This window comes from Streptomyces sp. NPDC054047 (assembly GCF_055585065.1).
In genome coordinates, this window is the sequence record NZ_JBVJKV010000016.1 from 136,295 (window position 1) to 162,486 (window position 26,192).

The 26,192-nt window shown below is 71.0% G+C and carries 20 protein-coding genes; 10 read left to right on the forward strand and 10 right to left on the reverse strand.

Annotated features, from left to right (window positions below):
- Positions 1–190: 190 nt before the first annotated feature.
- The gene (locus ACZ6ZP_RS39915) at positions 191–1,042 is read right to left on the reverse strand and encodes an IclR family transcriptional regulator (protein WP_351168843.1); all 852 of its coding nucleotides are present in this window, start codon (positions 1,040–1,042) and stop codon (positions 191–193) included.
- A 190-nt stretch (positions 1,043–1,232) separates the two neighbouring features.
- Between ACZ6ZP_RS39915 and ACZ6ZP_RS39920 the strand changes: the two genes are divergently transcribed.
- Both ACZ6ZP_RS39920 and ACZ6ZP_RS39925 read left to right on the forward strand, forming a co-directional pair.
- Positions 1,233–1,553: a bifunctional 3-phenylpropionate/cinnamic acid dioxygenase ferredoxin subunit gene (locus ACZ6ZP_RS39920; protein ID WP_344524832.1), complete on the forward strand. Its 321-nt coding sequence runs from the start codon at positions 1,233–1,235 to the stop codon at positions 1,551–1,553.
- Entirely contained in the window at positions 1,550–2,782 is a 1,233-nt protein-coding gene (locus ACZ6ZP_RS39925; RefSeq protein WP_469410348.1) for an NAD(P)/FAD-dependent oxidoreductase, read from the forward strand. Before ACZ6ZP_RS39920 ends, ACZ6ZP_RS39925 begins: the two co-directional genes overlap by 4 nt.
- Positions 2,783–2,863: 81 nt before the next feature.
- On the opposite strand, the gene ACZ6ZP_RS39930 is transcribed toward ACZ6ZP_RS39925, so the two are convergent.
- The gene (locus ACZ6ZP_RS39930; protein WP_351168847.1) at positions 2,864–3,325 is read right to left on the reverse strand and encodes a hypothetical protein; all 462 of its coding nucleotides are present in this window, start codon (positions 3,323–3,325) and stop codon (positions 2,864–2,866) included.
- A gap of 441 nt (positions 3,326–3,766) precedes the next feature.
- Here ACZ6ZP_RS39930 and ACZ6ZP_RS39935 point away from each other — a divergent pair, with 441 nt between their 5' ends.
- The 5 genes from ACZ6ZP_RS39935 to ACZ6ZP_RS39955 are packed head-to-tail and all read left to right on the forward strand — an operon-like array spanning position 3,767 to position 12,021.
- Complete coding sequence (locus ACZ6ZP_RS39935; protein ID WP_469410349.1) at positions 3,767–6,808, forward strand: sensor histidine kinase; 3,042 nt, start codon at positions 3,767–3,769, stop codon at positions 6,806–6,808.
- Positions 6,805–7,245 carry a roadblock/LC7 domain-containing protein gene (locus ACZ6ZP_RS39940; RefSeq protein WP_351168851.1) on the forward strand — a complete coding sequence of 147 codons (441 nt, stop codon included), beginning with the start codon at positions 6,805–6,807 and terminating at the stop codon, positions 7,243–7,245. Before ACZ6ZP_RS39935 ends, ACZ6ZP_RS39940 begins: the two co-directional genes overlap by 4 nt.
- Before the next feature lie 9 nt (positions 7,246–7,254).
- A complete protein-coding gene (locus ACZ6ZP_RS39945; protein ID WP_190084953.1) occupies positions 7,255–7,659 on the forward strand; it encodes a DUF742 domain-containing protein in 405 nt (134 codons plus the stop codon).
- A 23-nt stretch (positions 7,660–7,682) separates the two neighbouring features.
- Positions 7,683–11,435, forward strand: coding sequence for a hydantoinase B/oxoprolinase family protein (locus ACZ6ZP_RS39950; RefSeq protein WP_469410350.1), 3,753 nt, complete (start codon positions 7,683–7,685; stop codon positions 11,433–11,435).
- Positions 11,416–12,021: a GTP-binding protein gene (locus ACZ6ZP_RS39955; protein WP_351168855.1), complete on the forward strand. Its 606-nt coding sequence runs from the start codon at positions 11,416–11,418 to the stop codon at positions 12,019–12,021. The genes ACZ6ZP_RS39950 and ACZ6ZP_RS39955 overlap by 20 nt, the downstream gene beginning before the upstream one ends.
- Positions 12,022–12,141: 120 nt before the next feature.
- Here the strand turns inward: ACZ6ZP_RS39955 and glpK are convergent, their stop codons facing one another.
- From glpK to ACZ6ZP_RS39980, 5 genes are all read right to left on the reverse strand, one after another.
- Positions 12,142–13,662: a glycerol kinase GlpK gene (gene glpK / locus ACZ6ZP_RS39960; RefSeq protein WP_351168857.1), complete on the reverse strand. Its 1,521-nt coding sequence runs from the start codon at positions 13,660–13,662 to the stop codon at positions 12,142–12,144.
- Between the two features lie 24 nt (positions 13,663–13,686).
- A complete protein-coding gene (locus ACZ6ZP_RS39965) occupies positions 13,687–14,442 on the reverse strand; it encodes an MIP/aquaporin family protein (RefSeq protein ID WP_469410351.1) in 756 nt (251 codons plus the stop codon).
- A gap of 405 nt (positions 14,443–14,847) precedes the next feature.
- A complete protein-coding gene (locus ACZ6ZP_RS39970) occupies positions 14,848–16,038 on the reverse strand; it encodes a lipid-transfer protein (RefSeq protein WP_361463396.1) in 1,191 nt (396 codons plus the stop codon).
- On the reverse strand, positions 16,035–16,460 hold the full coding sequence (locus tag ACZ6ZP_RS39975) for a Zn-ribbon domain-containing OB-fold protein (protein WP_361463431.1): 426 nt from the start codon (positions 16,458–16,460) through the stop codon (positions 16,035–16,037). The genes ACZ6ZP_RS39970 and ACZ6ZP_RS39975 overlap by 4 nt, the downstream gene beginning before the upstream one ends.
- 102 nt (positions 16,461–16,562) lie before the next feature.
- Positions 16,563–17,369 (reverse strand): M15 family metallopeptidase, encoded by an 807-nt coding sequence (locus tag ACZ6ZP_RS39980; protein WP_361463398.1) that lies wholly within the window; start codon positions 17,367–17,369, stop codon positions 16,563–16,565.
- A 73-nt stretch (positions 17,370–17,442) separates the two neighbouring features.
- Between ACZ6ZP_RS39980 and ACZ6ZP_RS39985 the strand changes: the two genes are divergently transcribed.
- A complete protein-coding gene (locus tag ACZ6ZP_RS39985; protein WP_351168865.1) occupies positions 17,443–17,976 on the forward strand; it encodes an NUDIX domain-containing protein in 534 nt (177 codons plus the stop codon).
- Here the strand turns inward: ACZ6ZP_RS39985 and ACZ6ZP_RS39990 are convergent.
- Positions 17,967–20,357 carry a glycoside hydrolase family 31 protein gene (locus tag ACZ6ZP_RS39990; protein WP_469410352.1) on the reverse strand — a complete coding sequence of 797 codons (2,391 nt, stop codon included), beginning with the start codon at positions 20,355–20,357 and terminating at the stop codon, positions 17,967–17,969. The two genes, ACZ6ZP_RS39985 and ACZ6ZP_RS39990, sit on opposite strands and share 10 nt — an antisense overlap.
- Before the next feature lie 213 nt (positions 20,358–20,570).
- Here ACZ6ZP_RS39990 and ACZ6ZP_RS39995 point away from each other — a divergent pair, with 213 nt between their 5' ends.
- Positions 20,571–22,553 carry an acetoacetate--CoA ligase gene (locus ACZ6ZP_RS39995; RefSeq protein WP_351168869.1) on the forward strand — a complete coding sequence of 661 codons (1,983 nt, stop codon included), beginning with the start codon at positions 20,571–20,573 and terminating at the stop codon, positions 22,551–22,553.
- Between the two features lie 76 nt (positions 22,554–22,629).
- Positions 22,630–23,523 carry a hypothetical protein gene (locus ACZ6ZP_RS40000; protein ID WP_351168871.1) on the forward strand — a complete coding sequence of 298 codons (894 nt, stop codon included), beginning with the start codon at positions 22,630–22,632 and terminating at the stop codon, positions 23,521–23,523.
- A 58-nt stretch (positions 23,524–23,581) separates the two neighbouring features.
- On the opposite strand, the gene ptsP is transcribed toward ACZ6ZP_RS40000, so the two are convergent.
- The gene (gene ptsP / locus ACZ6ZP_RS40005; RefSeq protein WP_351168873.1) at positions 23,582–25,252 is read right to left on the reverse strand and encodes a phosphoenolpyruvate--protein phosphotransferase; all 1,671 of its coding nucleotides are present in this window, start codon (positions 25,250–25,252) and stop codon (positions 23,582–23,584) included.
- Positions 25,253–25,329: 77 nt separating this feature from the next.
- A complete protein-coding gene (locus ACZ6ZP_RS40010) occupies positions 25,330–25,779 on the reverse strand; it encodes a PTS sugar transporter subunit IIA (RefSeq protein ID WP_351168875.1) in 450 nt (149 codons plus the stop codon).
- Positions 25,780–26,192: the final 413 nt, after the last annotated feature.

The window sequence follows — 26,192 nt, forward strand, 5'->3', positions numbered from 1 at the left end:
GAGTTAACCCTTGGCAAAACGCCGGCGCACAGCGAAACGCGATCGACACACGGCCGTGGACGCGCCGGGGCGCGCTGTCGGCACACGACCCGGGGCGGTCGGGGCGGCCGGGGCCGAGGTGGGAACGCGACGAGGGCGGAACCAGGAATTCCCGGTTCCGCCCTCGTGCTCCGTGTTCAGTGACGCCCCGTCAGAAGCCGTACCCCATCCGCCGCGACAGCTCCACGGCCGCGGCGACCGTGCGCTTGGCGAGCTCGGTGAGCCGGTCCTCGGTCAGGCGGTACACGGGCCCCGACGCGCTGAGCGCCCCGATCACCTTGCCGTCGTGCGCGCGAACCGGTGCGGCGACCGCGGCCAGGCCCACCTCGAGCTCCTCCACGGCGATGGCGTACCCCTGGTCGACGACGGCCTCCAGTTCGCCGCGCAGCGCCACCGTCCCGGTCACCGTGTGCTCGGTCAGGCGCGGCAGCGTCCGCGCCACCAGGCCCTCGCGCAGCGTCGTCGGCAGGTGGGCCAGGAGGATCTTGCCGCTGGAGGTGGCGTGCAGCGGGGTGCGTCTGCCCAGCCAGTTCTGCGCGGTCACGGAGGCGGGACCGCGGGCCTGCATGATGTTGACCGCGGCGTCGTCGTCCAGGATCGCGATGTTGACCGTCTCGCCCAGCTCGTCGGCGAGGTCGCGGCAGACCGGGCCGCCCTCCTGGGAGATGTCCAGGCGCACTGCCGCCGCCCCCGCGAGGCGAAGTACGCCGGCCCCCAGGAAGTACTTCCCGCGGTCCTTGGCCTGGCCCACAAGGCCCCGGTTCTCCAGGACGCCGAGCAGCCGGAAGGCCGTCGACTTGTGCACCCCCAACTCGTCGGCGATCTCGGTGACCCCGGCCTCGCCGAGCCGGGCGAGTATCTCCAGGACGCTGACCGCGCGGTCCACGGACTGGACGGACGCGGGGGCCGCTTTCGGCTGCTTCTCGCGTGCATCGGGCCGGTTCTCAGGTCGGTCCTCGCGCGGCTCCCCGCTCTGATCAGGCTGTTTCCGCGTGCCGGTCATATCTCAACTCTCACCACCTCGCGGCCTGTTGAAGCCGCATCTGCGGGAAGCCCTTGACGCGGTGGGCACCCCGACCGGATTCTGTTGCGTATAGCGCTCCCTCGTGCGCCATGCGAAACATCATGTTACCGAAGGGTCCTGGACCGAGAAGGTGCCAGGACTGGGCCGAGAGAGATCAAGAGGGGGGCCCATGATTCCCGTCTGCCGCCTTGAAGACCTCCCCGCGGGCGAATCCGTCCGCGTCGACACCACACCACCCATCGCGGTGTTCAACGCCGACGGCGAGATCTACGCCATCGACGACACCTGTAGTCACCAGGACGCCTCTCTCTCCGAGGGGTGGCTCGAGGGCTGCCTGGTCGAATGCCCGCTGCATGCCGCCTCATTCGATCTCCGTACGGGGCGCCCGACCTGCCTGCCCGCCCGCCGCGCCGTGCGCACCCACCAGGTGAGCGTCGACGACGGCACGATCCACGTCCACCTGGTGGCCGAGGAGGGTTCCGCCGCATGAGGACCATCACCGTGGTGGGCGCCTCGCTCGCCGGGCTCTACGCGGCGCGCGAGCTGCGCGCCCAGGGATACGACGGACGGCTCGTGATCATCGGCGACGAGCCGCACCCACCGTACGACAGGCCGCCGCTGTCCAAGGACTTCCTCACCGGCAAGGCCGACGAGGCCCAACTCGCCCTGTCCGACGCCGAGGAGACCGGCGAACTCGCCGCGGAGTGGATGCTCGGGGTGCGCGCCCGCGCCCTGGACCCGCGCGGCCGGACCGTGCTCCTGGAGGACGGCCGCACCGTCGCGAGCGACGGGGTGGTCATCGCGACCGGGGCGTCCGCGCGCCGGCTGCCGGGAGCCTCCCTGGCGGGGGTGCACACCCTGCGCACCCTGGACGACGCCCGTGCCCTGCGCGCGCGCCTTGCCGCGGGGCCGCAGCGGGTCGTGGTGATCGGCGGTGGCTTCATCGGCGCCGAGACCGCGTCCTCGTGCGTGGCGCTCGGGCACGAGGTGACGGTCGTCGAGGCCGCCACGCTGCCGCTGCTCCCGCAACTGGGCGCGGACATGGCGGCCGTGTGCGCCGGGCTGCACGCGCGTGGGGGAGCGGAGCTCGTGACGGGTACGGGCGTGGCCGCGCTGCACGGCGACGCGGCACATGGCGAGGCGGCTCACGGCGACGCGGCCCACGGTCACGCGGCGCACCAAGACGCGCAGCACGGCGAAGCGTCCGTGCGCGCGGTGGAGCTGGCCGACGGCCGTCTGCTCCCCGCCGATGTGGTCGTCGTCGGCATCGGGGCCGCCCCCAACACCGGCTGGCTCGCGGGCTCGACCCTCGCCCTGGGCGACGGAGTGCTGTGCGACGACGGCTGCGTCACCGGCCTTCCGCAGGTGGTCGCCGTGGGCGATGTCGCCCGCGTGGGCGGCACGCGGGCCGAGCACTGGACGAGCGCCACGGAGCAACCCCGCGTCGCCGTACGCAACTTGCTGGCCGGTCACACCGCCGAGGCCGTGCGTCCGCTGCCGTACTTCTGGTCCGACCAGTACGGCTCCCGCATCCAGTTCGCGGGGCGGCGGCGAGCCGAGGACACCGTGCGCCTCCTGGAAGGCTCACCGGAGGAGGGCAGCTTCCTCGCCGCGTACGAACGCGACGGGCACACCACGGCGGTCCTCGCGGTGGACCGGCCGCGCCCGTTCATGCGGATGCGACGCGGTCTGCTGGCGGCGGTGCCCGTCGCGGCCTGACTCCCGGGAGCGCCGCACTTCCGGGAGCCCGGTGCTTTCCGGGCGTGCTGTGCTTCCGGGCGTCCTCACCCACGCATACGTCTACGGGTGCGACAACTGCCCCGCCCCGCCGCGCCGCCGTATGCGTTCCTCGCTCCGTGCCGCCGTCCGGGCCTGTCGACGGGCCCGGCGCCGCTCGCGCCGGAGCTGACGCGCCGTGCTGCTGGGCACCGACACCACGCCGTGCCGCTGGTTCCACACCTGGCGGGTCACCCACACGTCCAGGACGCCCCAGGTGGCGACCACGGTGCTGGCCACACTGCTGAGCACCATCGGGAAGGACAGCCAGGATCCGGCCACCGCGCACAGGAACGCCGTCATCGCCTGTATGAGGGTCAGTGCCACGATGATCACGGCTCGCACCGCGGCCGTACGCACCGGATCGGGCAGGCGCCGTCTGCGTGCCGGCTCCTCGATCCACAACTCCCTGCGGTCCTCGCCGGAATGACGCCTGGATGTCTCGTGCTCATCCGCGGTCGTCCTCTGGCGTTCTGCCGTGCCCATCAACGCTTCACTCCCCCGATGACCCAAGGGCCGTTCGTCGAGATGTCGGCGGACCCGACTTCCCAGTGGCTGCCCGGTATACGCAGCTTTACGCCACCTGGTGTCGGCATGCGGTCCCCTGATGCCCGCTGCCCCCAACTCCCGTACTTAAAGACGAACGAGAGGCCGGGAAGATTCCCGCGCGGTTCGGGAAAGCGAAGAGATCCGGCCAACTGGTGTGACGGGCAAGGGGGACTGTGCCGAGTGGCATGTGCCACACGCGGGATGCAATCTCCCGAATTGGAGGGACAACTGGGGACGTCCCTTTCACGTCACGGCTGAAATCAATCCGGACGTGTCTTCGAGTTGCTCCTGGGTCAGTAGTAGGCTCACGCCGTTTGTTGACGCACATGTGTGCCCCTGGCCATAGCGCGGCCGCAGGGGGCCGATCTGGGGGAGGCCATGCGCTTTCGCGGGAAGTCCATCCGCCGGAAGATCGTGGCATTGCTGCTGGTGCCGCTCATTTCCCTGACCGCGATGTGGGGTTTCGCCACGTACCTCACGGGTCAGTCGGCCAAGGACCTCATCGACGTCGCCAATGTCGTCGAGAAGATCGGCTACCCGATCGAGGACGCCGCCCGGGTCGTCCAGCAGGAACGCCGCCAGACCCTCGTCTATCTCGCCGACCCCCGAGCCTCCGACGCGCTCGCCGCACTGCGGCGCAGCCGCACGGCCACCGACGACATGGTCGCCAAGGTCGTGGACAACGCGGCGCACCCTGACGTGCGCGACGAGGTCACCGGACAGCCGGCGGACCGGCTCGCCTCCCTCCTCGACTCCTTCGAGGGCATCGAGTCGCTGCGCCGCACGGTCGAGGAAGGCACGATCAGCCGCGCCGGCGCGCTGAAGATGTACACGAAGCTGATCGACCCCTGCTACGGCTTCCTGATGTCCCTGCACGGTCTCGACGACGTGGAGATGGACCAGCAGGGCCGGGCGCTGGTCGGTGTGGCCCGCGCGCGTGAACTGCTCTCCCGCGAGGACGCCCTGCTCGGCTCGGCGCTGGTCGCGCGCCGCCTCACCAAGACCGAGATCCGCGAGATCTCCGATCTCAGGGCCCAGCGCACGCTGCTGTACGAGGTCAACCTCGCGCAGCTGCCCGAGGACGAGCGCGCCAACTACGAGCGCTACTGGAACGGCGCCGAGACGACGGAGCTGAGGACTGCCGAGAAGGCCGTCATCGAATCCTCGCCCGGTATTCCGCGCGCCGTCACGTCGGCACGCTGGGACGCCGCTTCGGGCAAGGCGCTCAAGGACCTCGCCGAGCGGGACGAGGCGGCGGGCGACCGCTTCCAGGACCGCGTCGAGCCGGTGGCCGTCGGCGTGATCGTGCGGGTCGTCGTCGCGGGCGTGTTCGGTCTGCTCGCGCTGCTGTTCTCGGTCTTCATGTCCGTACGGATCGGCAGCAGCCTCATCCGAGACCTGCGCCGACTGCGCCTGGAGGCCCACGAGGCCTCCGGCGTACGGCTGCCCGGCGTGCTGCGCCGCCTTGCGGCGGGCGAACAGGTCGACGTGGAGACCGAGGCGCCGCGCCTGACGTACGAGAAGGACGAGGTCGGCCAGGTCGGCCAGGCCCTCAACACCCTCCAGCGCGCCGCGGTCGAGGCCACCGTCAAACAGGCCGACCTGCGCCGCGGCGTCTCCGAGGTGTTCGTCAACCTCGCACGGCGCAGCCAGGTGCTCCTGCACAAGCAGCTCACCCTGCTCGACACGATGGAGCGCAGGACCGAGGACACGGACGAACTCGCCGACCTCTTCCGCCTCGACCACCTCACCACGCGCATGCGGCGGCACGCCGAGGGCCTCGTGATCCTCTCCGGCGCCGCCCCTTCCCGGCAGTGGCGCAAGCCCGTCCAGCTCATGGACGTCGTCCGCGCGGCCGTCGCCGAGGTCGAGGACTACGAACGCATCGAGGTGCGCCGCCTGCCGCGCATCGCCGTCACCGGGCCCGCGGTCGCCGACCTCACCCACCTGATGGCCGAACTCCTGGAGAACGCCACGGTGTTCTCGCCGCCGCACACCGCGGTGCAGGTCCTCGGGGAGCACGTCGCCAACGGCTTCACCCTGGAGATCCACGACCGGGGCCTGGGCATGGCGGCCGACGCGCTCCTGGACGCCAACCTGCGTCTCGCGGAGACACCGGAGTTCGAACTCTCCGACACCGACCGCCTCGGCCTCTTCGTAGTGAGCCGCCTCGCACAGCGCCAGCGCGTACGCGTCTCCTTGCAGCCCTCTCCGTACGGCGGGACCACCGCCGTCGTGTTCATCCCCGAGACGCTGCTCACGGACGACGTACCGGACACGAACGGCATCGGGTTCCGTCTCGACCGGCCGCAGCCCAAGGAGGCCGTGGGCCGCGACGCCGCGGGCGACAAGCAGGCCGCGCTCGGTCAGGTGCCCGTGCAGCTGCCGGGTCTTCCCGCGTCCCTCCTCGACGGTCCCGTCGAGCTGGAGGCGCCGGTCGGCATGGCGGACCTCGACCCCTTCCCCGGCGCTCTCGGCGACCTCGGCGACGAGGACAGCGAGCGCGGCGGTCTCTTCCGCCCGCGCCGCCGCATGGCCGGCGTCCCGGGGGACGAACAGCACCAGCAGGCCCGCGACGAGCGCGAGACGGGCGAGCGCGAGCCCGGCCGCCCCGACGGCCTGCCCTCGCGAGGCAGCGGAATCGGCGGCGGCATCGGCAACGGCGGTGGCTTCGGCGACCCCGGTGACGACGCGCCCCCCGGAGACCCCGTCCAACTGCCCCGCCGCAGGACCCCGAAGCTGGTCTCCTCGCACGGCCGCCCCGTGACGCAGAACAGGCCCCGGGGCGCGGCGGACGACGAGGACCCGGCACCGGAGCGCCCCGAGCGTCCCGCGCACCCCCAGACCCCTGTGGGACGTCCTCAGGGCGGCGCCGTGGACCGGGACCGCGGCATCCGCCCGGCAGCCGAGCCCATCGACCTGCCGCGCCGCCCCGAGCCGCAGTCCGCCTGGCCCGACCTCTCGCCGCCGCACCGCGACGTCACCGCGGCCGACGTCCCGCCGGACCTCCCGCGCCGCAGCAGGCGTACGGAGCCGGCGCGTACGGAAACTCCCCGCACGGAAGCTCCCCGCACGGAAGCTCCCCGCACGGAAGCCCCGCGTACGGAAGTCCCGCGTACGGAGACCGAGTCCCGGGCAGCCGGTCAGGCGCCGGCGCCCACCACCGCCCCCGGCGGACTGCCCCGGCGTGTGCGCCAGGCCAATCTCGCCCCACAGTTGAAGGACGGGCCGGACCAACGAACGGAGCGCGCCTCGGCCCCGGCCACGACCAGGCCGGAAGAGCGCGACGCCGACGAGGTCCGCAGCCGGATGGCTTCGCTCCAGCGTGGCTGGCGGCGTGGCCGTGAAGAGAACGCCGCGGGCGAAGACGCCTCCGACGGCACAGCACCAGGAACGACATCTGAGGGGGACGGTCGATGACCGCACCGAAGGCCGACGCACGTACCGCCGCATCCGGGGCAACGGGAGAGCTGAACTGGCTCCTCGACGACCTGGTGCAGCGGGTCGCCAGCATCCGCAAGGCGCTCGTGCTCTCCGGCGACGGCCTGCCCACCGGCGTATCGCAGGATCTGACCAGGGAGGACAGTGAGCATCTCGCTGCTGTCGCCTCCGGCTTCCACAGCCTCGCCAAGGGTGTGGGACGCCACTTCGAGGCGGGCAGGGTCCGCCAGACCGTGGTCGAGCTCGACGACGCCTTCCTGTTCGTCACGGCCGCGGGCGACGGCAGCTGTCTCGCCGTCCTCTCGGACGCGGACTCCGACGTGGGCCTGGTCGCGTACGAAATGACGCTGCTGGTCAAGAGGGTGGGTGTGCATCTGGGTACGGCGCCGCGCACCGACCTGACCACGGGAGGGTAGCGGGAGGGTATGAGCGAAGACGGTCAGGGGACACAGGGGACGCATCGCTGGTTCGACGACGACGCCGGGCCCGTGGTGCGGCCGTACGCCATGACGCGGGGCCGGACCACCAGTCCGGCCCAGCACCGGCTCGATCTGATCGCGGTCGTCATCGCGGAGGCCCGCGCCGGTGACCCGGAGGCGGACCGGACGCTGTCCCCGGAGCACGTGGACATCGTCGGGCTCTGCCGTGACAGCCCCCAGTCGGTCGCCGAACTGGCGGCCGAGCTGGACCTTCCGATCGGCGTGATCCGCGTCCTCATCGGCGATCTGGTCGACGACGAACTGGTGCACGTGACACGTCCCGTACCCCCCGCGGAACTGCCGGACGAGAGTATTCTGCGCGACGTGATCAACGGCCTCCGGGCGCTCTGAACAGCGCGGAAGCGGGGAGAGACGTGACTGGCTGGCAGTTCTGGGTCGACAGGGGCGGCACCTTCACGGACATCGTCGCGCGGCGCCCCGACGGGCGTCTGCTCACGCACAAACTCCTGTCGGACAACCCGGCCCGCTACGCGGACGCGGCCGTCGCGGGCATCCGTGAACTCCTGGGCGCCGCTCCCGGCGTCCCCGACGACACGGCGGGCGCGGGCGTGGCGGTCGACGCCGACACGGCGAACATGCCCGTCGACGTCGTCCGCATGGGCACCACCGTCGCCACCAACGCCCTCCTGGAGCGCAAGGGCGAGCCCACCGCCCTGGTGATCACCCGCGGCTTCGGCGACGCCTTACGCATCGCCTACCAGAACCGCCCCCACATCTTCGCCCGCGAGATCGTCCTGCCTGAGCTCCTGTACGACCGGGTCATCGAGGCCGACGAGCGGGTCACCGCCGAGGGCGACGTCCTGCGGGCGCCCGACCTGGAGCAACTCGCCGGGCCGCTGCGCCAGGCCTACGAAGACGGCATCCGGGCCGTCGCGGTGGTCTGCGTGCACAGCCATCTGTACCCCGCCCACGAGCGGGCGATCGCCGAACTGGCCGTACGCACCGGCTTCCCCCAGGTCTCGCTCTCCAGCGAGGTCAGCCCGCTGATGAAGCTGGTCCCGCGCGGGGACACGGCGGTCGTCGACGCCTATCTGTCGCCCGTCCTGCACCGCTATGTCCAGCACGTCGCCGACGAACTGCGCGGCGTGCGGCTGATGTTCATGCAGTCGAACGGCGGCCTGACCGAAGCGGGCCAGTTCCGCGGCAAGGACGCGATCCTGTCCGGGCCCGCAGGCGGCATCGTCGGCATGGCCCGTATGTCGCACCGCGCGGGCTTCGACCGTGTCATCGGCTTCGACATGGGCGGCACGTCCACGGACGTGTCGCACTACGCGGGTGAGTACGAGCGGGTGTTCACCACGCAGATCGCGGGCGTGCGACTGCGCGCGCCGATGCTGGACATCCACACCGTCGCGGCGGGCGGCGGCTCGGTGCTGCACTTCGACGGCAGCCGCTACCGCGTGGGCCCAGACTCGGCGGGCGCCACTCCCGGACCGGCGAGCTACCGCGGTGGCGGCCCGCTCACGGTCACGGACGCCAACGTCGCTCTCGGGCGCATCCAACCCGGCCATTTCCCCCGCGTCTTCGGTCCTGACGGCGACCAGCCGCTCGACGAGACACTCGTGCGCGACCGCTTCGCCGAGCTGGCCCGCGACATCAGGGAGCGCACCGGCGACGACCGCACCCCGGAACAGGTCGCCGAGGGCTATCTGCAGATCGCGGTCGCCAACATCGCGGCCGCCGTCAAGCGCATCTCGGTCCAGAAGGGCCACGACGTCACCCGCTACGCCCTCACCACGTTCGGCGGCGCGGGCGGCCAGCACGCCTGCATGGTCGCCGACTCGCTCGGCATCCGCACCGTCCTCGTACCGCCGATGGCAGGCGTGCTCTCCGCGCTCGGCATCGGCCTCGCCGACACCACCGCGATGCGCGAGCAGTCCGTGGAGGCCCGCCTCGAACCGTCCGCGATGCCGCGCGTCCTGAAGACCGCCGACGACCTGGAGGCGGCGGCCCGCGCCGAACTCCTCGCCGAGGACGTGCCCGAGGACCGCATCCGCGTCACGCGCCGTGCCCAGCTGCGCTACGACGGCACCGACACCACGCTCACCGTGGAGCTCACCGAGCCGGACCGCATGATCCGCGTCTTCGAGGAACGCCACCGCACCACCTACTCCTTCACCCTGGACCGCCCCGTCGTCGTCGAGGCGCTGTCCGTGGAGGCCACCGGCCTGACCGAGCAGCCCGACCTGTCCGTGCTCGCCGGCGACACGCGCCGAGGCACCCCGCGGACCGTCCGCCTGCACACCGGCGGCACCTGGCGCGACGTGCTCCTGCACCGCCGCGAGGAGCTGCCGCCCGGCGAGACCGTCGCCGGACCCGCGATCATCACCGAGGCCAGCGCCACGACGGTCGTGGACGACGGCTGGCAGGCGGCCGTGACGGGCGAGGGACACCTGGTCATGGAACGGGTGGCGGTGCCCGAGGGTTCCGCCGCGAGCACCGAGGCCGACCCCGTCCTGCTCGAAGTCTTCAACAACCTCTTCATGTCGATCGCCGAACAGATGGGCGCCCGCCTGGAGTCCACGGCCCAGTCGGTCAACATCAAGGAGCGGCTCGACTTCTCCTGCGCGCTCTTCGACCCGGACGGCAACCTCGTCGCCAACGCCCCGCACATCCCTGTGCACCTGGGTTCGATGGGCACCAGCGTGAAGGAGGTGATCCAGCGCCGCGGCAGCACGATGCGCCCCGGGGACACCTATGCGGTCAACGACCCGTATCACGGGGGGACCCACCTCCCGGACGTCACCGTCATCACCCCGGTGTTCGACACCCGGGGGGAGCGCATCCTCTTCTACGTGGCCTCGCGCGGCCACCACGCGGAGATCGGCGGCATCGCCCCCGGCTCCATGCCGGCGAACAGCCGCACCATCGAGGAGGAAGGCATCCTCTTCGACAACTGGCTCCTCGTGGAGGGCGGCCGCTTCCGTGAACCCGAGACCCTGAGCCTGCTGACCGACGCCCCCTACCCCTCCCGCAACCCGGCCACCAACCTCGCCGACCTGCGCGCCCAGATCGCCGCCAACCAGAAGGGCGTCGACGAAGTCGCCCGCATGATCGAGAACTTCGGGCTCGACGTCGTCCAGGCGTACATGAGGCACGTCCAGGACAACGCCGAAGAAGCGGTACGCCGCGTCATCGACGCCCTTGAAGAGGGCGAGTTCGCTTATCCAACCGACTCGGGGGCCGTCATCCGGGTCCGCGTCTCGGTGGACCGCGAAGCCCGCTCGGCGACCATCGACTTCACCGGTACGTCCCCCCAGCTCGCCACGAACTTCAACGCGCCCTTCGCGGTGGTCAACGCCGCGGTCCTCTACGTCTTCCGCACCCTGGTGGCCGAGGACATCCCGCTCAACGACGGCTGTCTGCGCCCGCTGCACATCGTCGTGCCGCCGGGCTCCCTGCTGGCGCCCGAGCCGCCCGCCGCCGTCGTCGCCGGGAACGTCGAGACCTCGCAGGCGATCACCGGCGCGCTCTACGGCGCCCTGGGCGTCCAGGCCGAGGGCTCAGGGACGATGAACAACGTGACCTTCGGGAACGACCGCCATCAGTACTACGAGACGGTGGCGTCGGGGTCCGGAGCGGGCGACGGCTTCGACGGGGCGTCCGTCGTCCAGACCCACATGACCAACTCCCGGCTCACCGACCCCGAAGTGCTCGAATGGCGCCTGCCGGTGCTCCTCGAGGAGTTCGCGGTGCGCCGGGGCAGCGGCGGCACCGGGACGTGGCGCGGCGGGGACGGGGCGGTGCGCCGCATCCGCTTCCGCGAGCCGATGACGGTGTCCACGCTCTCGCAGCACCGCAAGGTGGCGCCGTACGGCATGGCGGGCGGCAGCCCCGGTGCGCTCGGTGCCAACCGCGTGGAGCGCGCCGACGGCAGTGTCCAGGCGCTGGACGGCAGCGACTTCGCGGACGCGGGCCCAGGCGACGTACTCGTGATCGAGACCCCGGGCGGCGGCGGATACGGCCCGGCCCCGCGCGCCGGAAGTGAAACAAGCGGAACCTCCGCAACAAACGCAACCTCCGCAACAAACGCAACCCCCGAAACAAGCGAAACCCCCGAAGCAACTGATCCAGGAGTAGCGAGCGATGATCTTCAAGCGTTCTGAGCGCGGCAAGGCCCCCGTCGAGCCGGTCACGCTGAAGATCCTGGTGGCGGGCGGCTTCGGCGTGGGCAAGACGACCCTCGTCGGCGCCGTCAGCGAGATCAAACCGCTGCGCACCGAGGAGCTGCTCAGCGAGGCGGGCCGCCCGGTCGACGACACCAGCGGCGTCTCGGGCAAGCACACCACCACCGTGGCCATGGACTTCGGCCGGATCACGCTCCGCGAGGACCTGGTCCTCTACGTCTTCGGCACCCCGGGCCAGGACCGCTTCTGGTTCCTCTGGGACGAGCTGGCCACCGGGGCGCTCGGTGCCGTGGTCCTCGCCGACACCCGCCGCCTGGAGGACTGCTTCGCGGCCGTCGACTATTTCGAACGCCGCTCCATACCCTTCGTCGTCGGCGTCAACTGCTTCGAGGGCGCGTCCCGGTACCCCGCGGACGCCGTGCGCCAGGCGCTCGACCTCGACCCCGGCGTCCCCGTGGTGATGTGCGACGCGCGCGAGCGGCAGTCCGTCAAGGAAGTGCTCATCGGAGTGGTCCAGCACGCGATGGCGACCGCCGCGGCGGCCAGGGAGCCCGCGACCACGTGACCGCACGACCGATGTCCGCACGACCGATGTCCGCGTGAACGCGTGAACGCGGAAGAGCCACGGCCCGTACCCCCGCCGACCGGGGTACGGGCCGTGGTCATCCTCGACCCGGCGCTCGGCTCAGCTCCCGCCGTCCTCGTGCCAGCCGAAGCTTCGCTCCACCGCCTTGTGCCAGTCGTGGAACCCGCGCTCGCGCGTTTCCGTGTCCATCACCGGAGTCCACTCGACGTCCTGCTGCCAGTGCGCCTTCAGCTCGTCGAGGTCGTTCCACACGCCGGTCGCGAGCCCGGCGGCGTACGCGGCGCCCAGACATGTCGTCTCGGAGACCTTCGGCCGGATCACCGGCACCCCCAGGACATCCGCCTGGTGCTGCATCAGCAGATTGTTCTTGGTCATGCCGCCGTCCACCTTCAGGGTCCGCAGCTGCACCCCGGAGTCCTGGTACATGGCGTCGACGACCTCGCGGGTCTGCCAGCTCGTCGCCTCCAGGACGGCACGCGCCAGGTGCGCCTTGGTGACGTACCGGGTGAGTCCGGTGACGACGCCGCGCGCGTCCGAGCGCCAGTAGGGCGCGAAGAGGCCGGAGAACGCGGGCACGATGTACGCCCCGCCGTTGTCCTCCACGCTCGCGGCCAGGGGCTCGATCTCGTCGGCGCTGCGGATGATGCCGAGCTGGTCGCGGAACCACTGCACGAGCGCCCCGGTGATGGCGATCGCCCCTTCGAGGCAGTAGACGGGCGCGTCGGAGCCGATCTTGTAGCCCATCGTGGTCAGCAGCCCGTTCTTCGAGGGGACGGGCCGGTTACCGGTGTTGAGCAACAGGAAACTGCCGGTTCCGTACGTGTTCTTGGCCGTCCCCGTCTCGTAGCAGGCCTGCCCGAAGATGGCCGCCTGCTGGTCGCCGAGGGCGGAGGCGACCGGCACTCCGGAGAGCTGGCCGACCGCCGTGCCGTAGACCTCGGCCGACGACCTGATCTCGGGGAGGATCGCCTCGGGGACGTTCATCGCGGCCAGGATCGACTGGTCCCACTGGAGGGTGGCCAGGTTCATCAGCATGGTGCGCCCGGCGTTGGTGACGTCCGTGACGTGCACGCCGCCGGCCGTGCCGCCGGTGAGGTTCCAGATCAGCCAGGAGTCGATGGTGCCGAAGGCGATCTCGCCGCGCTCGGCGCGGGCCCGCAGCCCGGGCACGTTGTCGAGCAGCCAGGCCGCCTTGGGCCCGGAGAAGTAGCTCGCGAGGGGCAGCCCGGTCTGCTCCCGGAACCTGTCCTGGCCGTCCGCGCCGCCCAGTTCGTTGCAGAGCGCCGCCGTGCGGGTGTCCTGCCAGACGATCGCGTTGTGCACGGGCTTGCCCGTGGCGCGGTCCCACAGAACGGTCGTCTCGCGCTGGTTGGTGATGCCAAGGGCGCTGACCTGGTCGGCACGGAGTCCGGCCTTGGCGATCGCTCCCGCGACCACGGCCTGCACCTTGGACCAGATCTCGGTGGCGTCGTGCTCCACCCAGCCCGGCTTGGGGAAGATCTGGCGGTGTTCGCGCTGGTCGACGGCGACGATCTCGCCCGCGTGGTTGAAGATGATGCAGCGGCTGGAGGTGGTGCCCTGGTCGATGGCGGCGACGAACTTCTCGGAGTTGTCCGGCATGGCTACCCCTTGAGTCAGCTTGAGTCAGAAGGCTGCGTTGTAGATGAGACCTGCGAGCGCTCCGCCGATCAGGGGCCCGGCCACGGGGATCCAGGCGTAACTCCAGTCGGACGTCCCCTTGTTCGGGATCGGCAGGAACGTGTGCACGATGCGCGGGCCCAGGTCGCGGGCCGGGTTGATGGCATAGCCGGTGGGCCCGCCGAGCGAGAGGCCGATGCCGACGACCAGGAACGCCACGATCAGTGTCTGCGTACCGGACTCGCCGAGTCCCTTGGTGAGCCCGAAGGCGAGGATGGGCAGCACCAGGGCGATGGTCGCGATGATCTCCGTGACGAGGTTGGCGACCGGGTTACGGATCTCCGGGATGGTCGAGAAGATGCCGAGCGTCGGCGTCGGCTCGTGCGCGCTGGTCACCTTGTCCTTGACGCTCCGGGTGACGTTGGCGTTGAACTGCGCGTAGTACACGAGATACGCGAGTACGGCGCCGAGCATCGCGCCGACCATCTGCCCGAGCAGATAGACCCAGACCTTGCCCCACTCCTCGGTGTCGATCGCGATGCCGAGCGTGACGGCGGGGTTGAGGTGGCCACCGGAGAGAGGACCGGCCGTGTAGGCGCCCGCGAGCACGCCGAAGCCCCATCCGAAGGCGATGACGACCCATCCGGAGGCTTTCGCCTTCGAATGGGTCAGGGTGACGGCGGCGCATACGCCGGCGCCCAAGAGAATCAGGATCGCGGTGCCGATGATCTCACCGACGAAGATGTCCCCATTCGAGTACATGGCGGCTCCTAGGGCCTCGCCCGGGGCGGGTGGCCCCGGTACTCCGTGCTGGGTGCGTTCCACGACTACTGCCTGGCTGTGCCCGGTGACTTCAGCCGAAGGCAGGGGTGTCCCGCGCCCCGCCCGGCTTCCATGGCGAGCGTGCCGTCGCAGTCGAATCGCCCAGAGGGGGATGACCCGCTGAACAGGTCCTTCGTACGGACCCTTCGCGCGTACAGGGGCCCTGAATGGCGCGGAGCCGAAGTGCGGCGATGCCGACTGACACCGGAAGTGTTCACCGGTGGTGATGGAGCGTCAAGGTCGCGGACGGCAACGGTTAACCGGCGTGAGCGCTTCCCCCGCGACGCACCCCGGTCTTCCCCCGTGACGGGCCGCGAAGGGCCTTGCCGGGACTCGGCGCACGGCTCAGCGCACGGCGACGACCGAGGATCCGTGCCCGAAGAGGCCTTGGTTCGCGGTGATCCCCGCACGCGCCCCCGCCACCTGCCGCGCCCCGGCCGCCCCTCTCAACTGCCAGGTGAGTTCGCACACTTGGGCGATGGCCTGCGCGGGAACGGCCTCTCCGAAGGAGGCGAGTCCGCCACTGGGGTTGACCGGTATGCGTCCGCCCGGAGCGGTCGCCCCCTCCCGCAGCAGCTTGGCCCCCTCTCCCTCGCCGCAGAGCCCCAGGTCCTCGTACCACTGCAGTTCGAGCGCGGTGGACAGGTCGTAGACCTCCGCGAAGGAGAGCTCGTCGGGCCCGATGCCCGCTTCTTCGTACGCCGCGCGCGCGATGGAGGCGCGGAACGTCTCGTCGGCAGGCGGCACGGAGGCCGCGGAGTCCGTGGCGATGTCCGGCAGGTCCAGGACGGTGGTCGGATACGTCGGCGTCACCGTGGACACGGCCCGGATGCGCACGGGGTCCGTCGCGCCGTGCCTCCGGGCGAACTCCATGCTGGAGAGCACGAGCGCCGCCGCCCCGTCGGAGGTCGCGCAGATGTCGAGCAGCCGCAAGGGGTCGGCGACGACGGCCGACGCGGCCACCTCGTCGGCGGTGACGGTCTTTCGGTAGCGGGCGTTCGGATTGAGCGCCCCCGACGCCGCGTTCTTCACCTTGACCTGGGCGAAGTCCTCCAGGGTGTCGCCGTGCACCGCCATCCTGCGGCGTGCGTACAGGCCGAAGTACGTGGGGTTGGTGGCGCCGAGGACGCGGAACCGCAGCCAGTCGGGGTCGTCGTGCCGGTCGCCTCCCGCGGGCCGGAAGAACCCCTTGGGCGCGGCGTCCGCCCCGACCACCAGGACGACATCGGCGAGGCCCGCGAGGATCTGCGCGCGTGCCGTGTTGATCGCCTGTGCCCCGGACGCGCATGCCGCGTACACACTCGCGACCCGTGCGCCCTGCCAGCCCAGGGCCTTGGCGAACGTCGCGCCCGCCACGTACCCTGGATAGCCGCCGCGGACCGTGTCCGCGCCGACGATCGAACCCACGTCGCGCCAGTCCACCCCGGCGTCGGCGAGCGCCGCGCGGGCCGCCGCCGTGCCGTACTCGACGAAACTCCGGCCCCACTTGCCCCAGGGGTGCATGCCCGCGCCGAGCACCGCCACTTCGCTGGTCATGCGCCCACCCCCACCGGCCGCCAGTACCACGTCGTCCACGTCGTCTCGGCGTCCTCGTCGAGCACGCCGGGCACGACCTCCACCTCCATGCCGATCTCCAGATCGGCGACGGTCACTCCCGCAACCGCCTGGCCGAGCACCACCATGCGCTCCGCCTCCAGTTCCACAGCGATCAACGCGTAGGGCTGCCAGGGAAGTTCCGGGTCGGAAACATAGGGCGCGGGGGGCCGGTAGCGGCTGTCCGTGTACGACCAGACGCGGCCGCGCGGGGAGAGCGGCACCTCGTCGAGGTCACCGCCCGAGCAGCCGGGATTGCGGCAGAAGCCGTCCTCGCGGGGGAAGAAGACACTGGCGCAGGCCGAGCAGCGTGTGCCCAGAAGGCGGAAGTTGTCTCCCTCCCCGGCGAACCAGTCGGCCACCACGGGAGTACGCGTACGCGACAAGGGTCCTCCACGACACTGGATCTGACGGAACGTCAGAAGTGTGCCACGGGCAACCGGATCGCGTCAGTAGCGCGGCGCCCGCTACTTCCCGTTCAGCGAGCGGCGCGCCACGGGGAAGTCGAAGTAGGTGTCAGGGAAGAGCTCGGGCTTGTAGGTGAAGTGCCACCACTCTTCAGGGAGGTTGACGAATCCCACCTTGGTCAGCGTGCCCCGCAGCAGATCCCGGTTGGCACGCTGCTTGCCGGTGATCCGGGGATCGTCCGTGTGGGAGAGGGTGTCGAAACAGTCGAAGCCCGTCCCCATGTCCACGGAGTTGTCCGGGAACCGCTCGCTCTTGGGCCCGAAGCAGGGGGTGAGCGGCTCTCCGGGGATGTACGGACGCGTCGGCAGGGCGGGCAGTTTCACGACCGTCAGATCGAGCGTCGAGCCGCGGCTGTGCCCGGACTTCGCCGCGATGTAACCGTCCTCGAACAGCCGCGACTTGTCGACATGGGGATAGAACTCCGCCTTCATGCGTACGTCGCCGAGATCCTCGGCCCAGCTCACGAACTGGTCGACGGCCCGCTGCGGCCGGTAACAGTCGTACACCTTCAGGGAGTAGCCCTTGCGCAGCAGTGTGCGCTGGGCCTTGTGCAGGGCCTTCGCCGCCGGCTCCGTCAGGATGCACATCGGCTTCTTGTAGCCGTCGATGGGCTCACCCACGAAGTTGTGCGGCGTGAAGTAACGCATCTCCTGGATGATCGTCGGGTCGACGTCGCGCAACGCCACGAACCCGTCGGGGGCCTTGGGTTCGGGCTTGGCGTGGGCGGGCACGGGGACGGCGGCCACGGCGATCAGAGCGGTCGCGGCGACGGCGAGATTCCGCAGGGCGGGGACAAGTCCTGTCATGAACCCTGCATCTATCAGGAACCGGCCCCGGAGGGAAAGACCGTCGCCGCGGTGATCGGATACAGTCCGCGGCGTGTCCGCATCCCAGCACCACGCCGAACCCGCCGCAGGCTCCCACTGTTCGACCTGCGGGGCTCCCTACGGGGACCACCTTTCCGCCTGGCCCCGCACCTGTGCAGCCTGCGGCACGGTGGCCCACCGCAATCCGCTGCCCGTCGCGGTGGCGCTGCAGCCCGTGTACGACACCCAGGGCACCGCCCTGGTCGTCGTGACCCGGTCCATCGCTCCCGCGCGCGGGGGAGTGGCCCTGCCCGGAGGATTCATCGACGACCGGGAGGACTGGCGGGACGCCGTCGTCCGCGAGCTCAAGGAAGAGACCGGCATCAGCGCGGCCGGCCGCGACGTCCGCCTCGCGGAGGCGCTCAGCGCACCCGACGGCTACCTGCTGCTCTTCGGGATGCTGCCCGAGCGCCCGGCCGCCGAGCTGCCGGACCCCGCCCCGACGGACGAGACCGAAGGCTGGCACCTGCTGCACCGCCCGGCCGAACTCGCTTTCCCCCTGCACACCTTGGTGGTGCGCGCCTGGTTCGAAGGGCGCTACATCTGACGCTGCGGCAGTCCCCGCACCGTCACCCGCAGCCCGACCTCCTCCGAGGTCTCCGCGGCGCCCTCGGAGGTCCGGCCGTCCCGCTCCACCACCACCCGCCCGTCGGCCCACCGCGCGGCGAACCGCTCGATCTCCGGCTGCTCCCACCCGTCACCCGCGTCCCTGACCACCAGGCCGCCCCCCGTGCGTCCCGGAGCCGGCGCCCACACCTCCAGCTCGAGGCTGCCGTCGGCTCCCCGCACCGGCAGCACCGCGCCGGCCCGCGCGAGCACCGGGATACGGGAGAGGGGGGCCTCCAGGAGAACCCGGGCAGGCCCCTCGTACGCCCGGCCGGTCACCGTGTCGTACCACCGGCCCGGCGGCAGCCGCACCGTACGGCGAACGGCCCCCGGCTCGAACACGGGCGCCACAAGGAGACAGTCCCCGAGCAGAAACGCGTCCTCGCAGTCCCGCAGCGCCCGGTCCTCCGGATTGCCCCACCACAGGGGCCGCACGTACGGCGTACCCGTACGCCGCGCCAGATGCGCCAGCGTCACGAAGTACGGCAGCAGCCGCCGGCGTTCGACGAGCGCCACGCGCGCGTGCTCCAGCACATCGGGACCGAACTCCCAGGGCTCCCTGCGCCCGGCCCGCAGCGAGGCGTGCGTGCGGAACAGGGGCAGATACGCCCCGAGCTGGAACCACCGCAGATACAGCTCCGGCGACGGGCTGCCGTCGAACCCGCCCACATCGGGCCCCGAGTACGGCACGCCGCACAGCCCCAGGCCGAGCACCAGCGAGAGGGACGCCCGCAGACCGGGCCACCCCGTGGCCACATCCCCGGACCACGTCCCTCCGTAGCGCTGCATTCCCGCCCACCCGGAGCGTGAGAACACAAACGGCCTCTCCTGAGGGTGCAGTTCGCACAGCCCTTCGTACCCGGCACGGGCCATGCCGAGGCCGTACACGTTGTGCGCCTCGCGGTGGTCACCGCCGCGTCCCTCCAGCGCGTGCCGGGCCGAGCGGGGCAGCGTCGGCTCCCCGAAGGCGGCGAAGGACACCGGCTCGTTCATGTCGTGCCAGAACCCGGCGAACCCCTGGGCGAGCCTCTCCTTGTAGAGACCGCCCCACCATGCCCGCACCCGCGCGTCCGTGAAATCGGGGTACACCGCCTGCCCGGGCCAGACGACCCCGTGCACCGTCCGCCCCGCGGCATCCCGCACGAAGGCGTCCGTCGCCCTGCCGCTGTCGTAGACCTCGTTGCCCGGCTCGGCCTTCACCGCCGGGTCCACGATCGACACCAGCCGCACGCCGCCCTGGAGCAACTCGTCGGCCAGCTGCGGCAAGTGGGGATAGGTCTCCTTGTCGACGGTGAACACCTGGTGCGCTTCGTAGTGATCGATGTCCAGATGCACGGCGTCCAGCGGCAGCCCCCGCTCCCGGTAGCCCGCCACGATCCGCCGCACCTCCTGCTCACCGCCGAACCCCCACCGCGCGTGATGGTGCCCGAGCGCCCACGCGGGAGGCAGCGCGGGCGGCCCGGTGAGCGAGGCCCAGGTGTGCAGCACGCGCGCGGGGGTGCCCACCACGACCCAGCACCGCAGCGGCCCGCCGTCCATGCGCACCTCGCACGAACCCGCCCTGTCGTGCCCGGACCCCGCACCCTCCTCGCCCTCGCGCACCGCCACGGTGCCGTCCCACGTGTTGTCGTGGAACACCAGATGAGAGCCGGCGTCGGCCACCACGAGCTGCACGGGCATGGTGATGTACAAGGGGCCGTCACCGGGCCCGAACGAACCTCCCGGATCGGTGTTCCACAGGCGGTACGTCCCGTTCCGCAGCCGGGGCCCCCGCGCGCGTCCCCCGAGCCCGAAGAACCGCGCGTCCGCCGCCACTTGCGAACGCTGAAACCAGCGTGCCGCGCCCCCGTCCAACGGCTCCCACCAGCGCGGCGGCAGATCCCGGCGCAGCGTCAGACCGCCGGGCGTCCGCAGCTCCACGGCACCGAACCGCGAGACGACCACCGTCGCCCGCTCCGACACCACCCGCCAGCCGCCCTCCTTGTCGGGCTCGAGGACGGCCCGCGGGTCCGCCTCGGGGCTCCCGCTGACGAGCGCGTACGAAGGGTCGGGCTCCGTGCCGTCCCAGCCCCAGAAAATGGCCCCGCCCGTCGTCACCCGCACCCGCAGCTCGGAACGGGCGAACCGCACCACTCCGCCCCCGGGCCCCGGCTCCACACCCGTCATCGGGCCGGGCACCCGCGCCCGCTCGGCACCCCGGGGGGCGAGCCCGACGGCGTCCACCCGTCGCCTGCGCCAAGAGGACCGCACCGCACGCAACCCTTGCGCCGTACCGACCAAGCTGACCGCCTTCATCGAACGCACCAGGTCACGACCGTTCATGCTGCTCACCCTGCCACCGAAGAAGCCGCGCGTGTGGATCGTTCAACTCCCGTTCACCTGGGGTGACGGCACATAGTCGCCACGCCGACTGTGTGAGGCACGCCCTGGTGTCGAAATCGATCACGTGGCATCGTCCTTGTCAGCCGTGTCGCGCGCACAACCAGCACGCGCGCACCCACACGCATACGACGCGTAAAGCCCGGGAGCCGCCCCATGTCCTCAGCGAACCCCTCACCGCTCTGGCAGCCCGACCAGGAACGGATCGCCGCCGCGCAGATCACGCGGTTCCAGGCATGGGCCGCCGAGCAGCACGGAGCACCCGCCGACGGCGGCTACGCGGCACTGCACCGCTGGTCCGTGGACGAACTGGACACGTTCTGGAAAGCGGTGACCGACTGGTTCGACGTACGGTTCTCCACGCCCTACGCGCGCGTACTCGGCGACCGCTCGATGCCGGGCGCCGAATGGTTCCCCGGAGCTACGCTCAACTACGCCGAACACGCACTGCGCGCCGCCGAGGACCCCACGCGCGCGGGCGACCCGGCCCTCCTCCATGTCGACGAGACCCACGAGCCGGCCACCGTGACCTGGGGCGAGCTGCGCCGCCAGGTCGGCTCCCTGGCGGCAGAGCTGCGCACCCTCGGCGTACGCCCCGGAGACCGCGTCAGCGGCTACGTCCCGAACATCCCGCAGGCCGTCGTCGCCCTCCTGGCCACCGCGGCCGTCGGCGCCGTCTGGACCTCATGCGCCCCCGACTTCGGCGCACGCAGCGTCCTCGACCGCTTCCAGCAGGTCGAACCGGTCGTCCTGTTCACCGTCGACGGCTACCGCTACGGCGGCAAGGAGCACGACCGCCGCGACGCCGTCGCCGAGCTGCGCCGCGAACTGCCCACCCTGCGCGCCGTCGTCCACATCCCGCTGCTCGGCACCGAAGCCCCCGAAGGCGCCCTGGAATGGGACGCCCTCACAGCGTCGGACACGGCTCCCGTCTTCGAGCCGGTCCCCTTCGACCACCCGCTGTGGGTGCTCTACTCGTCCGGCACGACCGGCCTGCCCAAGGCCATCGTCCAGTCTCAGGGCGGCATCCTGGTCGAACACCTCAAGCAGCTCGGCCTGCACTGCGATCTGGGCCCCGAGGACCGGTTCTTCTGGTACACGTCCACCGGCTGGATGATGTGGAACTTCCTCGTCTCCGGCCTCCTCACGGGCACCACGATCGTCCTGTACGACGGCAGCCCCGGCTATCCCGACACCGGCGCCCAGTGGCGCATCGCCGAGCGTACGAAGGCAACGCTCTTCGGCACATCGGCGGCGTACGTCATGGCCTGCCGCAAGGCCGACGTGCACCCGGCCCGCGACTTCGACCTCTCGACCGTCCAGTGCGTCGCCACCACCGGCTCCCCGCTCCCGCCCGACGGATTCCGCTGGCTGCACGACGAGTTCGAGGACACCCCCGGCGGCCTGTGGATGGCCTCGGTCAGCGGCGGCACGGACGTCTGCTCCTGCTTCGCCGGAGCCGTCCCCACCCTGCCCGTCCACATCGGCGAGCTCCAGGCACCCGGCCTCGGCACCGACCTGCAGGCCTGGGACCCCCAGGGCAAGCCCCTCATCGACGAGGTCGGCGAACTCGTGGTCACCAACCCGATGCCGTCCATGCCGATCCACTTCTGGAACGACCCGGACGGCAGCCGCTACCACGACAGCTACTTCGACACCTACCCCGGCGTCTGGCGCCACGGCGACTGGATCACCGTGACCTCGCACGGCTCGGTCGTCATCCACGGCCGTTCCGACTCCACGCTCAACCGCCAAGGCGTACGCATGGGTTCGGCCGACATTTACGAAGCCGTCGAACGCCTCCCGGAGATCCGCGAATCCCTCGTCATCGGCGTGGAACAGCCCGACGGCGGCTACTGGATGCCGCTGTTCATCCACCTCGCCCCCGGCGCCACCCTCGACGACGGCCTCCGCGACCGCATCAAGCAGACGATCCGCGCACAGCTCTCCCCGCGCCACGTCCCCGACGAGGTCATCGAAGTCCCCGGCATCCCGCACACCCTCACCGGCAAGCGCATCGAGGTCCCGGTCAAGCGGCTGCTCCAGGGCACCGCACTGGACAAGGCGGTCAACCCCGGCTCGGTGGACAACCTCGACCTGCTCCGCTTCTACGAGGAGTTGGCCCGCAAGCGCTCCTGACCTCCCGCCCAGCCGCCGTTGTCAGTGCTCGCCATTACTCTGAGTGAGCATTGATCGACGGACCGCAGGGGGAATCATGGCTCGCACGCAACACACCACCATGCGACGCGCACTGCGCCGCGAAGTCGCCGGCACCATCGGCCTGTTGGCCGACGAGGAAGACTTCGCGGCGATGCGCCGCTACCGCACCTTCACCTTCGACGACCACCAGGCCTACCTCCGGCAGGCCGAAGGGCTCCTCAGGTCGCTCGCGTCCGAGGGCGGACACACCACCGTCGCCCTTTTCGACCCCGAGGAGTACGAGGAGTACTGCGCGGAGACCGGCCTTGACCCCGACGCCCCGGCCAGCCGCACCCGCTTCACCGCGGAGTTGTCGGCCACCGGACCCACCGTCCCGTACGACGGGCGGCCCCTCTCCGACCTGCTCCCCGACCTCGTCGACGAGGCGGTCCGCCGGGCCACCTGGGAGTACGCGACGATGCTCCTGGCCCGCCTCGGCACCTGCGCGGTATGCGGCGAGGACATCGGCCGAACCGCCTTCAGCCGGGCCGCGGACCTGCTCGTCCTGCTGCTCGACACCTCCGGCCCCGGCACCCGCCACCTCGTCTGCAGCGTGCCCGCCGCCCCGGAGACACTCCTCGCCGCCCTGCACGCGGCACAGGACGCCGAGGGCAACGCGGAACTCGACGAGACCGAAGCGCTGGAGTTCACCACGGTCCTCGCGGTAGGGATCGCCACCCGCAGCGCCGCAGGCCTGGTCATGCGCACCACCGCGGAGGGCAGGCCCGACCGCGTCCAGGGCTGGCGCCTGCACGGCGAGCGACTGCTGCCCCTCACCGCGGCCGAAGTCTTCGACGCCTACTGCACCGACGCGGTGTCAGGGGACCTGGTCGCCCCGGAATCCGGCGTCGACTACTGCGCCGCACCACCCATCGGGACCGACGGACCCGAAGGAGGACACCGGCACTGAACGCCGAGGGGCGCCCCACCCGGATCGGATGGAGCGCCCCTCACACAGCTGGTTCCTGCTACTCGCCGGACAGAACCGCCTGCGCGGCCTTCCGGGCGTCCTCGGCGCTGTCCGCGGCACGCGCCGCGGCCGCCGCACGCTCGCACTGGGCCAGCGTGTACTTGCCCAGCGTCGCCCGCACGTAGGGAATGGACGCCGCACCCATCGAAAGGGAGGTGACGCCGAGACCGGTCAGCACACAAGCGAGCAGCGGGTCGGACGCCGCCTCGCCACACACACCACAGCTCTTGCCCTCGGCCCTTGCCGCATCGGCGGACAGCGCGACCAGGTCGAGCAGCGCGGGCTGCCACGGGTCCTGGAGCCGGGACACAGCGCCCACCTGACGGTCCGCCGCGAAGGCGTACTGCGCCAGGTCGTTGGTGCCGAGCGAGAGGAACTCGACCTCCTGGAGAATCGAGCGCGCTCGCAGCGCGGCCGAAGGAATCTCCACCATGGCACCGAACTTGGCCTGAAGCCCCGCCTCGCGGCACGCGTCGGCGAACGCCTTGGCGTCGATGCGGTCGGCGACCATCGGCGCCATGACCTCGAGGTAGACCGGCAGCCCCTCCACGGCCTTGGCCAGCGCCGTCAGCTGCGTACGCAGCACATCGGGGTGCTCGAGAAGCGAGCGCAGCCCGCGCACACCCAGCGCCGGGTTCGGCTCATCGCCGGGCGTCAGGAAGTCGAGCGGTTTGTCGGCACCCGCATCAAGGACACGCACGACGACGCGACCCTCGGGGAAGGCCTCGAGCACCTTGCGGTACGCCTCGACCTGCTTCTCCTCCGACGGCGCCTTGCTGCTGTCGTCGAGGAAGAGGAACTCGGTCCGGAACAGACCGACACCCTCGGCCCCGGCCTCCACCGCGGCCGGCACATCCGCGGGACCGCCGACATTGGCGAGCAGCGGCACCTTGTGGCCGTCGGACGTCGCACCGGGACCGGTCGAAGCGGCGAGCGCGGCCTTGCGCGCGGCAGCCGAAGCCTCCAGCTGACTGCGCTTCTCCGCACTCGGCTCGACGAAGATCTCACCGGTGCTGCCGTCGACAGCGACAACGGTGCCCTCGGCCAGCTCACCGGCACCCGGCAGAGCGACGATGGCAGGCACACCGAGCGCCCGCGCGAGAATCGCGCTGTGACTGGTCGGCCCGCCCTCCTCGGTGACGAAGCCGAGCACCAGCGCGGGGTCCAGCAGAGCGGTGTCCGCCGGAGCAAGGTCACGCGCGATCAGGACGTAGGGCTCGTCGCTGTCCGGAACACCGGGCATCGGAACGCCCAGCAGACGGGCGACGATACGATTCCGCACGTCGTCAAGGTCGGCGACGCGACCGGCCATGTACTCGCCGGCGCCCGCGAGCAGCTCGCGGTAGTGCGAGAACGCGTCGTAGATCGCGCGCTCCGCGGAGCTGCCGACGGTGACGCGCCGGTCGACGTCGGCCATGAGCTCGGGGTCCTGGGCGATCATGGCCTGCGCCTCGAGCACGTGCTGTGCCTCGCCGCCGGCCAGGTTGCCGCGCGCATTGAGATCGGCAGCCACAGCTTCCACCGCCTGGCGAGCACGCCCCTGTTCGCGCTCTGCTTCCTCCGCGGGAATCTGCTTGGCCGGCGGCTCGAGCACCGCCGTCCCCATGTGCCGAACTTCGCCGATCGCCACCCCGTGGCTCACGCCGACGCCTCGCAGCGTTGTCTCCATTTCACCCGTCTCCGATAGAGCGACGGGCCCAGCCGCCGCGGTGGATGTCGTACCTGCCGTCAGGGACGGCGATGACGTCACTGCCAGCTGAAGAGAGAGTCCCCAGCCTTGACGTCACCATCCTCCACGAGACCGGAGAGGGACTCGGCAGTGGCCTCCAGCGCCACGATCGGGCAGATCGGAGACTTGCCGGCCGCCTCGACGTCCGCGGGGTTCCAGCGCACGATGGACTGACCGCGCTGCACGGTGTCACCCTTGTTGACGAGCAGCTCGAAGCCCTCGCCGTTGAGCTGGACGGTGTCGATGCCCAGGTGCGTCAGCACACCGTGTCCCTGGTCGTCCACGACGACGAAGGCATGGGGGTGAAGCGAGACGATGATGCCGTCGACGGGGGCGACAGCCTCGGAGGGCTCACGCGCGGGGTCGATGGCGGTACCCGGTCCGACCATCGCGCCGGAGAAGACGGGGTCCGGTACTGCGGAGAGCCCAATGGCGCGTCCGGCAAGCGGGGACGTCACGCTGGTCATGGCAAGCCTCCCAGGGGGTGGAGAGTCGTAGCCGCCGTCACTACCTGTCCTGGACGACGCACTGTTCAGAAGAGTAAGTCATAAAAAGTCCCGGTTCCGCGCGAGAGGTCCCGGATGACTGAGTAGGGGCACTGCACAAACGATTTGCGCCCGCCCAACGCCCCATGTACAGTCGGACTCCTGCCTGAGGCAAGCGACGCGGTCAAGCGTCCGGACTCGGCGGCATCTATCAAGTCAGATCCTAATCCCTGGGTCAGCTTCTGCGTGCTCGCAGACGAGTGGTCAGGGAGTCGAAAATGACCTGGTAGTGTTTGGACTCGCCGGAAAGGGAAACGCGAAAGCCGAAAGGCCGGAGCGGAAACCTGAAAGGCACCGAGGAAAATCGGACACGAAAGAGTCTGATAGAGTCGGAA

Bases quoted from the DNA above. Each gene is read 5' to 3' on its own strand.
- ACZ6ZP_RS39915 (WP_351168843.1), bottom strand. From the start codon at position 1,042: ATGACCGGCACGCGGAAACAGCCTGATCAGAGCGGGGAGCCGCGCGAG.
- ACZ6ZP_RS39920 (WP_344524832.1), top strand. From the start codon at position 1,233: ATGATTCCCGTCTGCCGCCTTGAAGACCTCCCCGCGGGCGAATCCGTC.
- ACZ6ZP_RS39925 (WP_469410348.1), top strand. From the start codon at position 1,550: ATGAGGACCATCACCGTGGTGGGCGCCTCGCTCGCCGGGCTCTACGCG.
- ACZ6ZP_RS39930 (WP_351168847.1), bottom strand. From the start codon at position 3,325: ATGGGCACGGCAGAACGCCAGAGGACGACCGCGGATGAGCACGAGACA.
- ACZ6ZP_RS39935 (WP_469410349.1), top strand. From the start codon at position 3,767: ATGCGCTTTCGCGGGAAGTCCATCCGCCGGAAGATCGTGGCATTGCTG.
- ACZ6ZP_RS39940 (WP_351168851.1), top strand. From the start codon at position 6,805: ATGACCGCACCGAAGGCCGACGCACGTACCGCCGCATCCGGGGCAACG.
- ACZ6ZP_RS39945 (WP_190084953.1), top strand. From the start codon at position 7,255: ATGAGCGAAGACGGTCAGGGGACACAGGGGACGCATCGCTGGTTCGAC.
- ACZ6ZP_RS39955 (WP_351168855.1), top strand. From the start codon at position 11,416: ATGATCTTCAAGCGTTCTGAGCGCGGCAAGGCCCCCGTCGAGCCGGTC.
- glpK (WP_351168857.1), bottom strand. From the start codon at position 13,662: ATGCCGGACAACTCCGAGAAGTTCGTCGCCGCCATCGACCAGGGCACC.
- ACZ6ZP_RS39965 (WP_469410351.1), bottom strand. From the start codon at position 14,442: ATGTACTCGAATGGGGACATCTTCGTCGGTGAGATCATCGGCACCGCG.
- ACZ6ZP_RS39970 (WP_361463396.1), bottom strand. From the start codon at position 16,038: ATGACCAGCGAAGTGGCGGTGCTCGGCGCGGGCATGCACCCCTGGGGC.
- ACZ6ZP_RS39980 (WP_361463398.1), bottom strand. From the start codon at position 17,369: ATGACAGGACTTGTCCCCGCCCTGCGGAATCTCGCCGTCGCCGCGACC.
- ACZ6ZP_RS39990 (WP_469410352.1), bottom strand. From the start codon at position 20,357: ATGAACGGTCGTGACCTGGTGCGTTCGATGAAGGCGGTCAGCTTGGTC.
- ACZ6ZP_RS39995 (WP_351168869.1), top strand. From the start codon at position 20,571: ATGTCCTCAGCGAACCCCTCACCGCTCTGGCAGCCCGACCAGGAACGG.
- ACZ6ZP_RS40000 (WP_351168871.1), top strand. From the start codon at position 22,630: ATGGCTCGCACGCAACACACCACCATGCGACGCGCACTGCGCCGCGAA.
- ptsP (WP_351168873.1), bottom strand. From the start codon at position 25,252: ATGGAGACAACGCTGCGAGGCGTCGGCGTGAGCCACGGGGTGGCGATC.
- ACZ6ZP_RS40010 (WP_351168875.1), bottom strand. From the start codon at position 25,779: ATGACCAGCGTGACGTCCCCGCTTGCCGGACGCGCCATTGGGCTCTCC.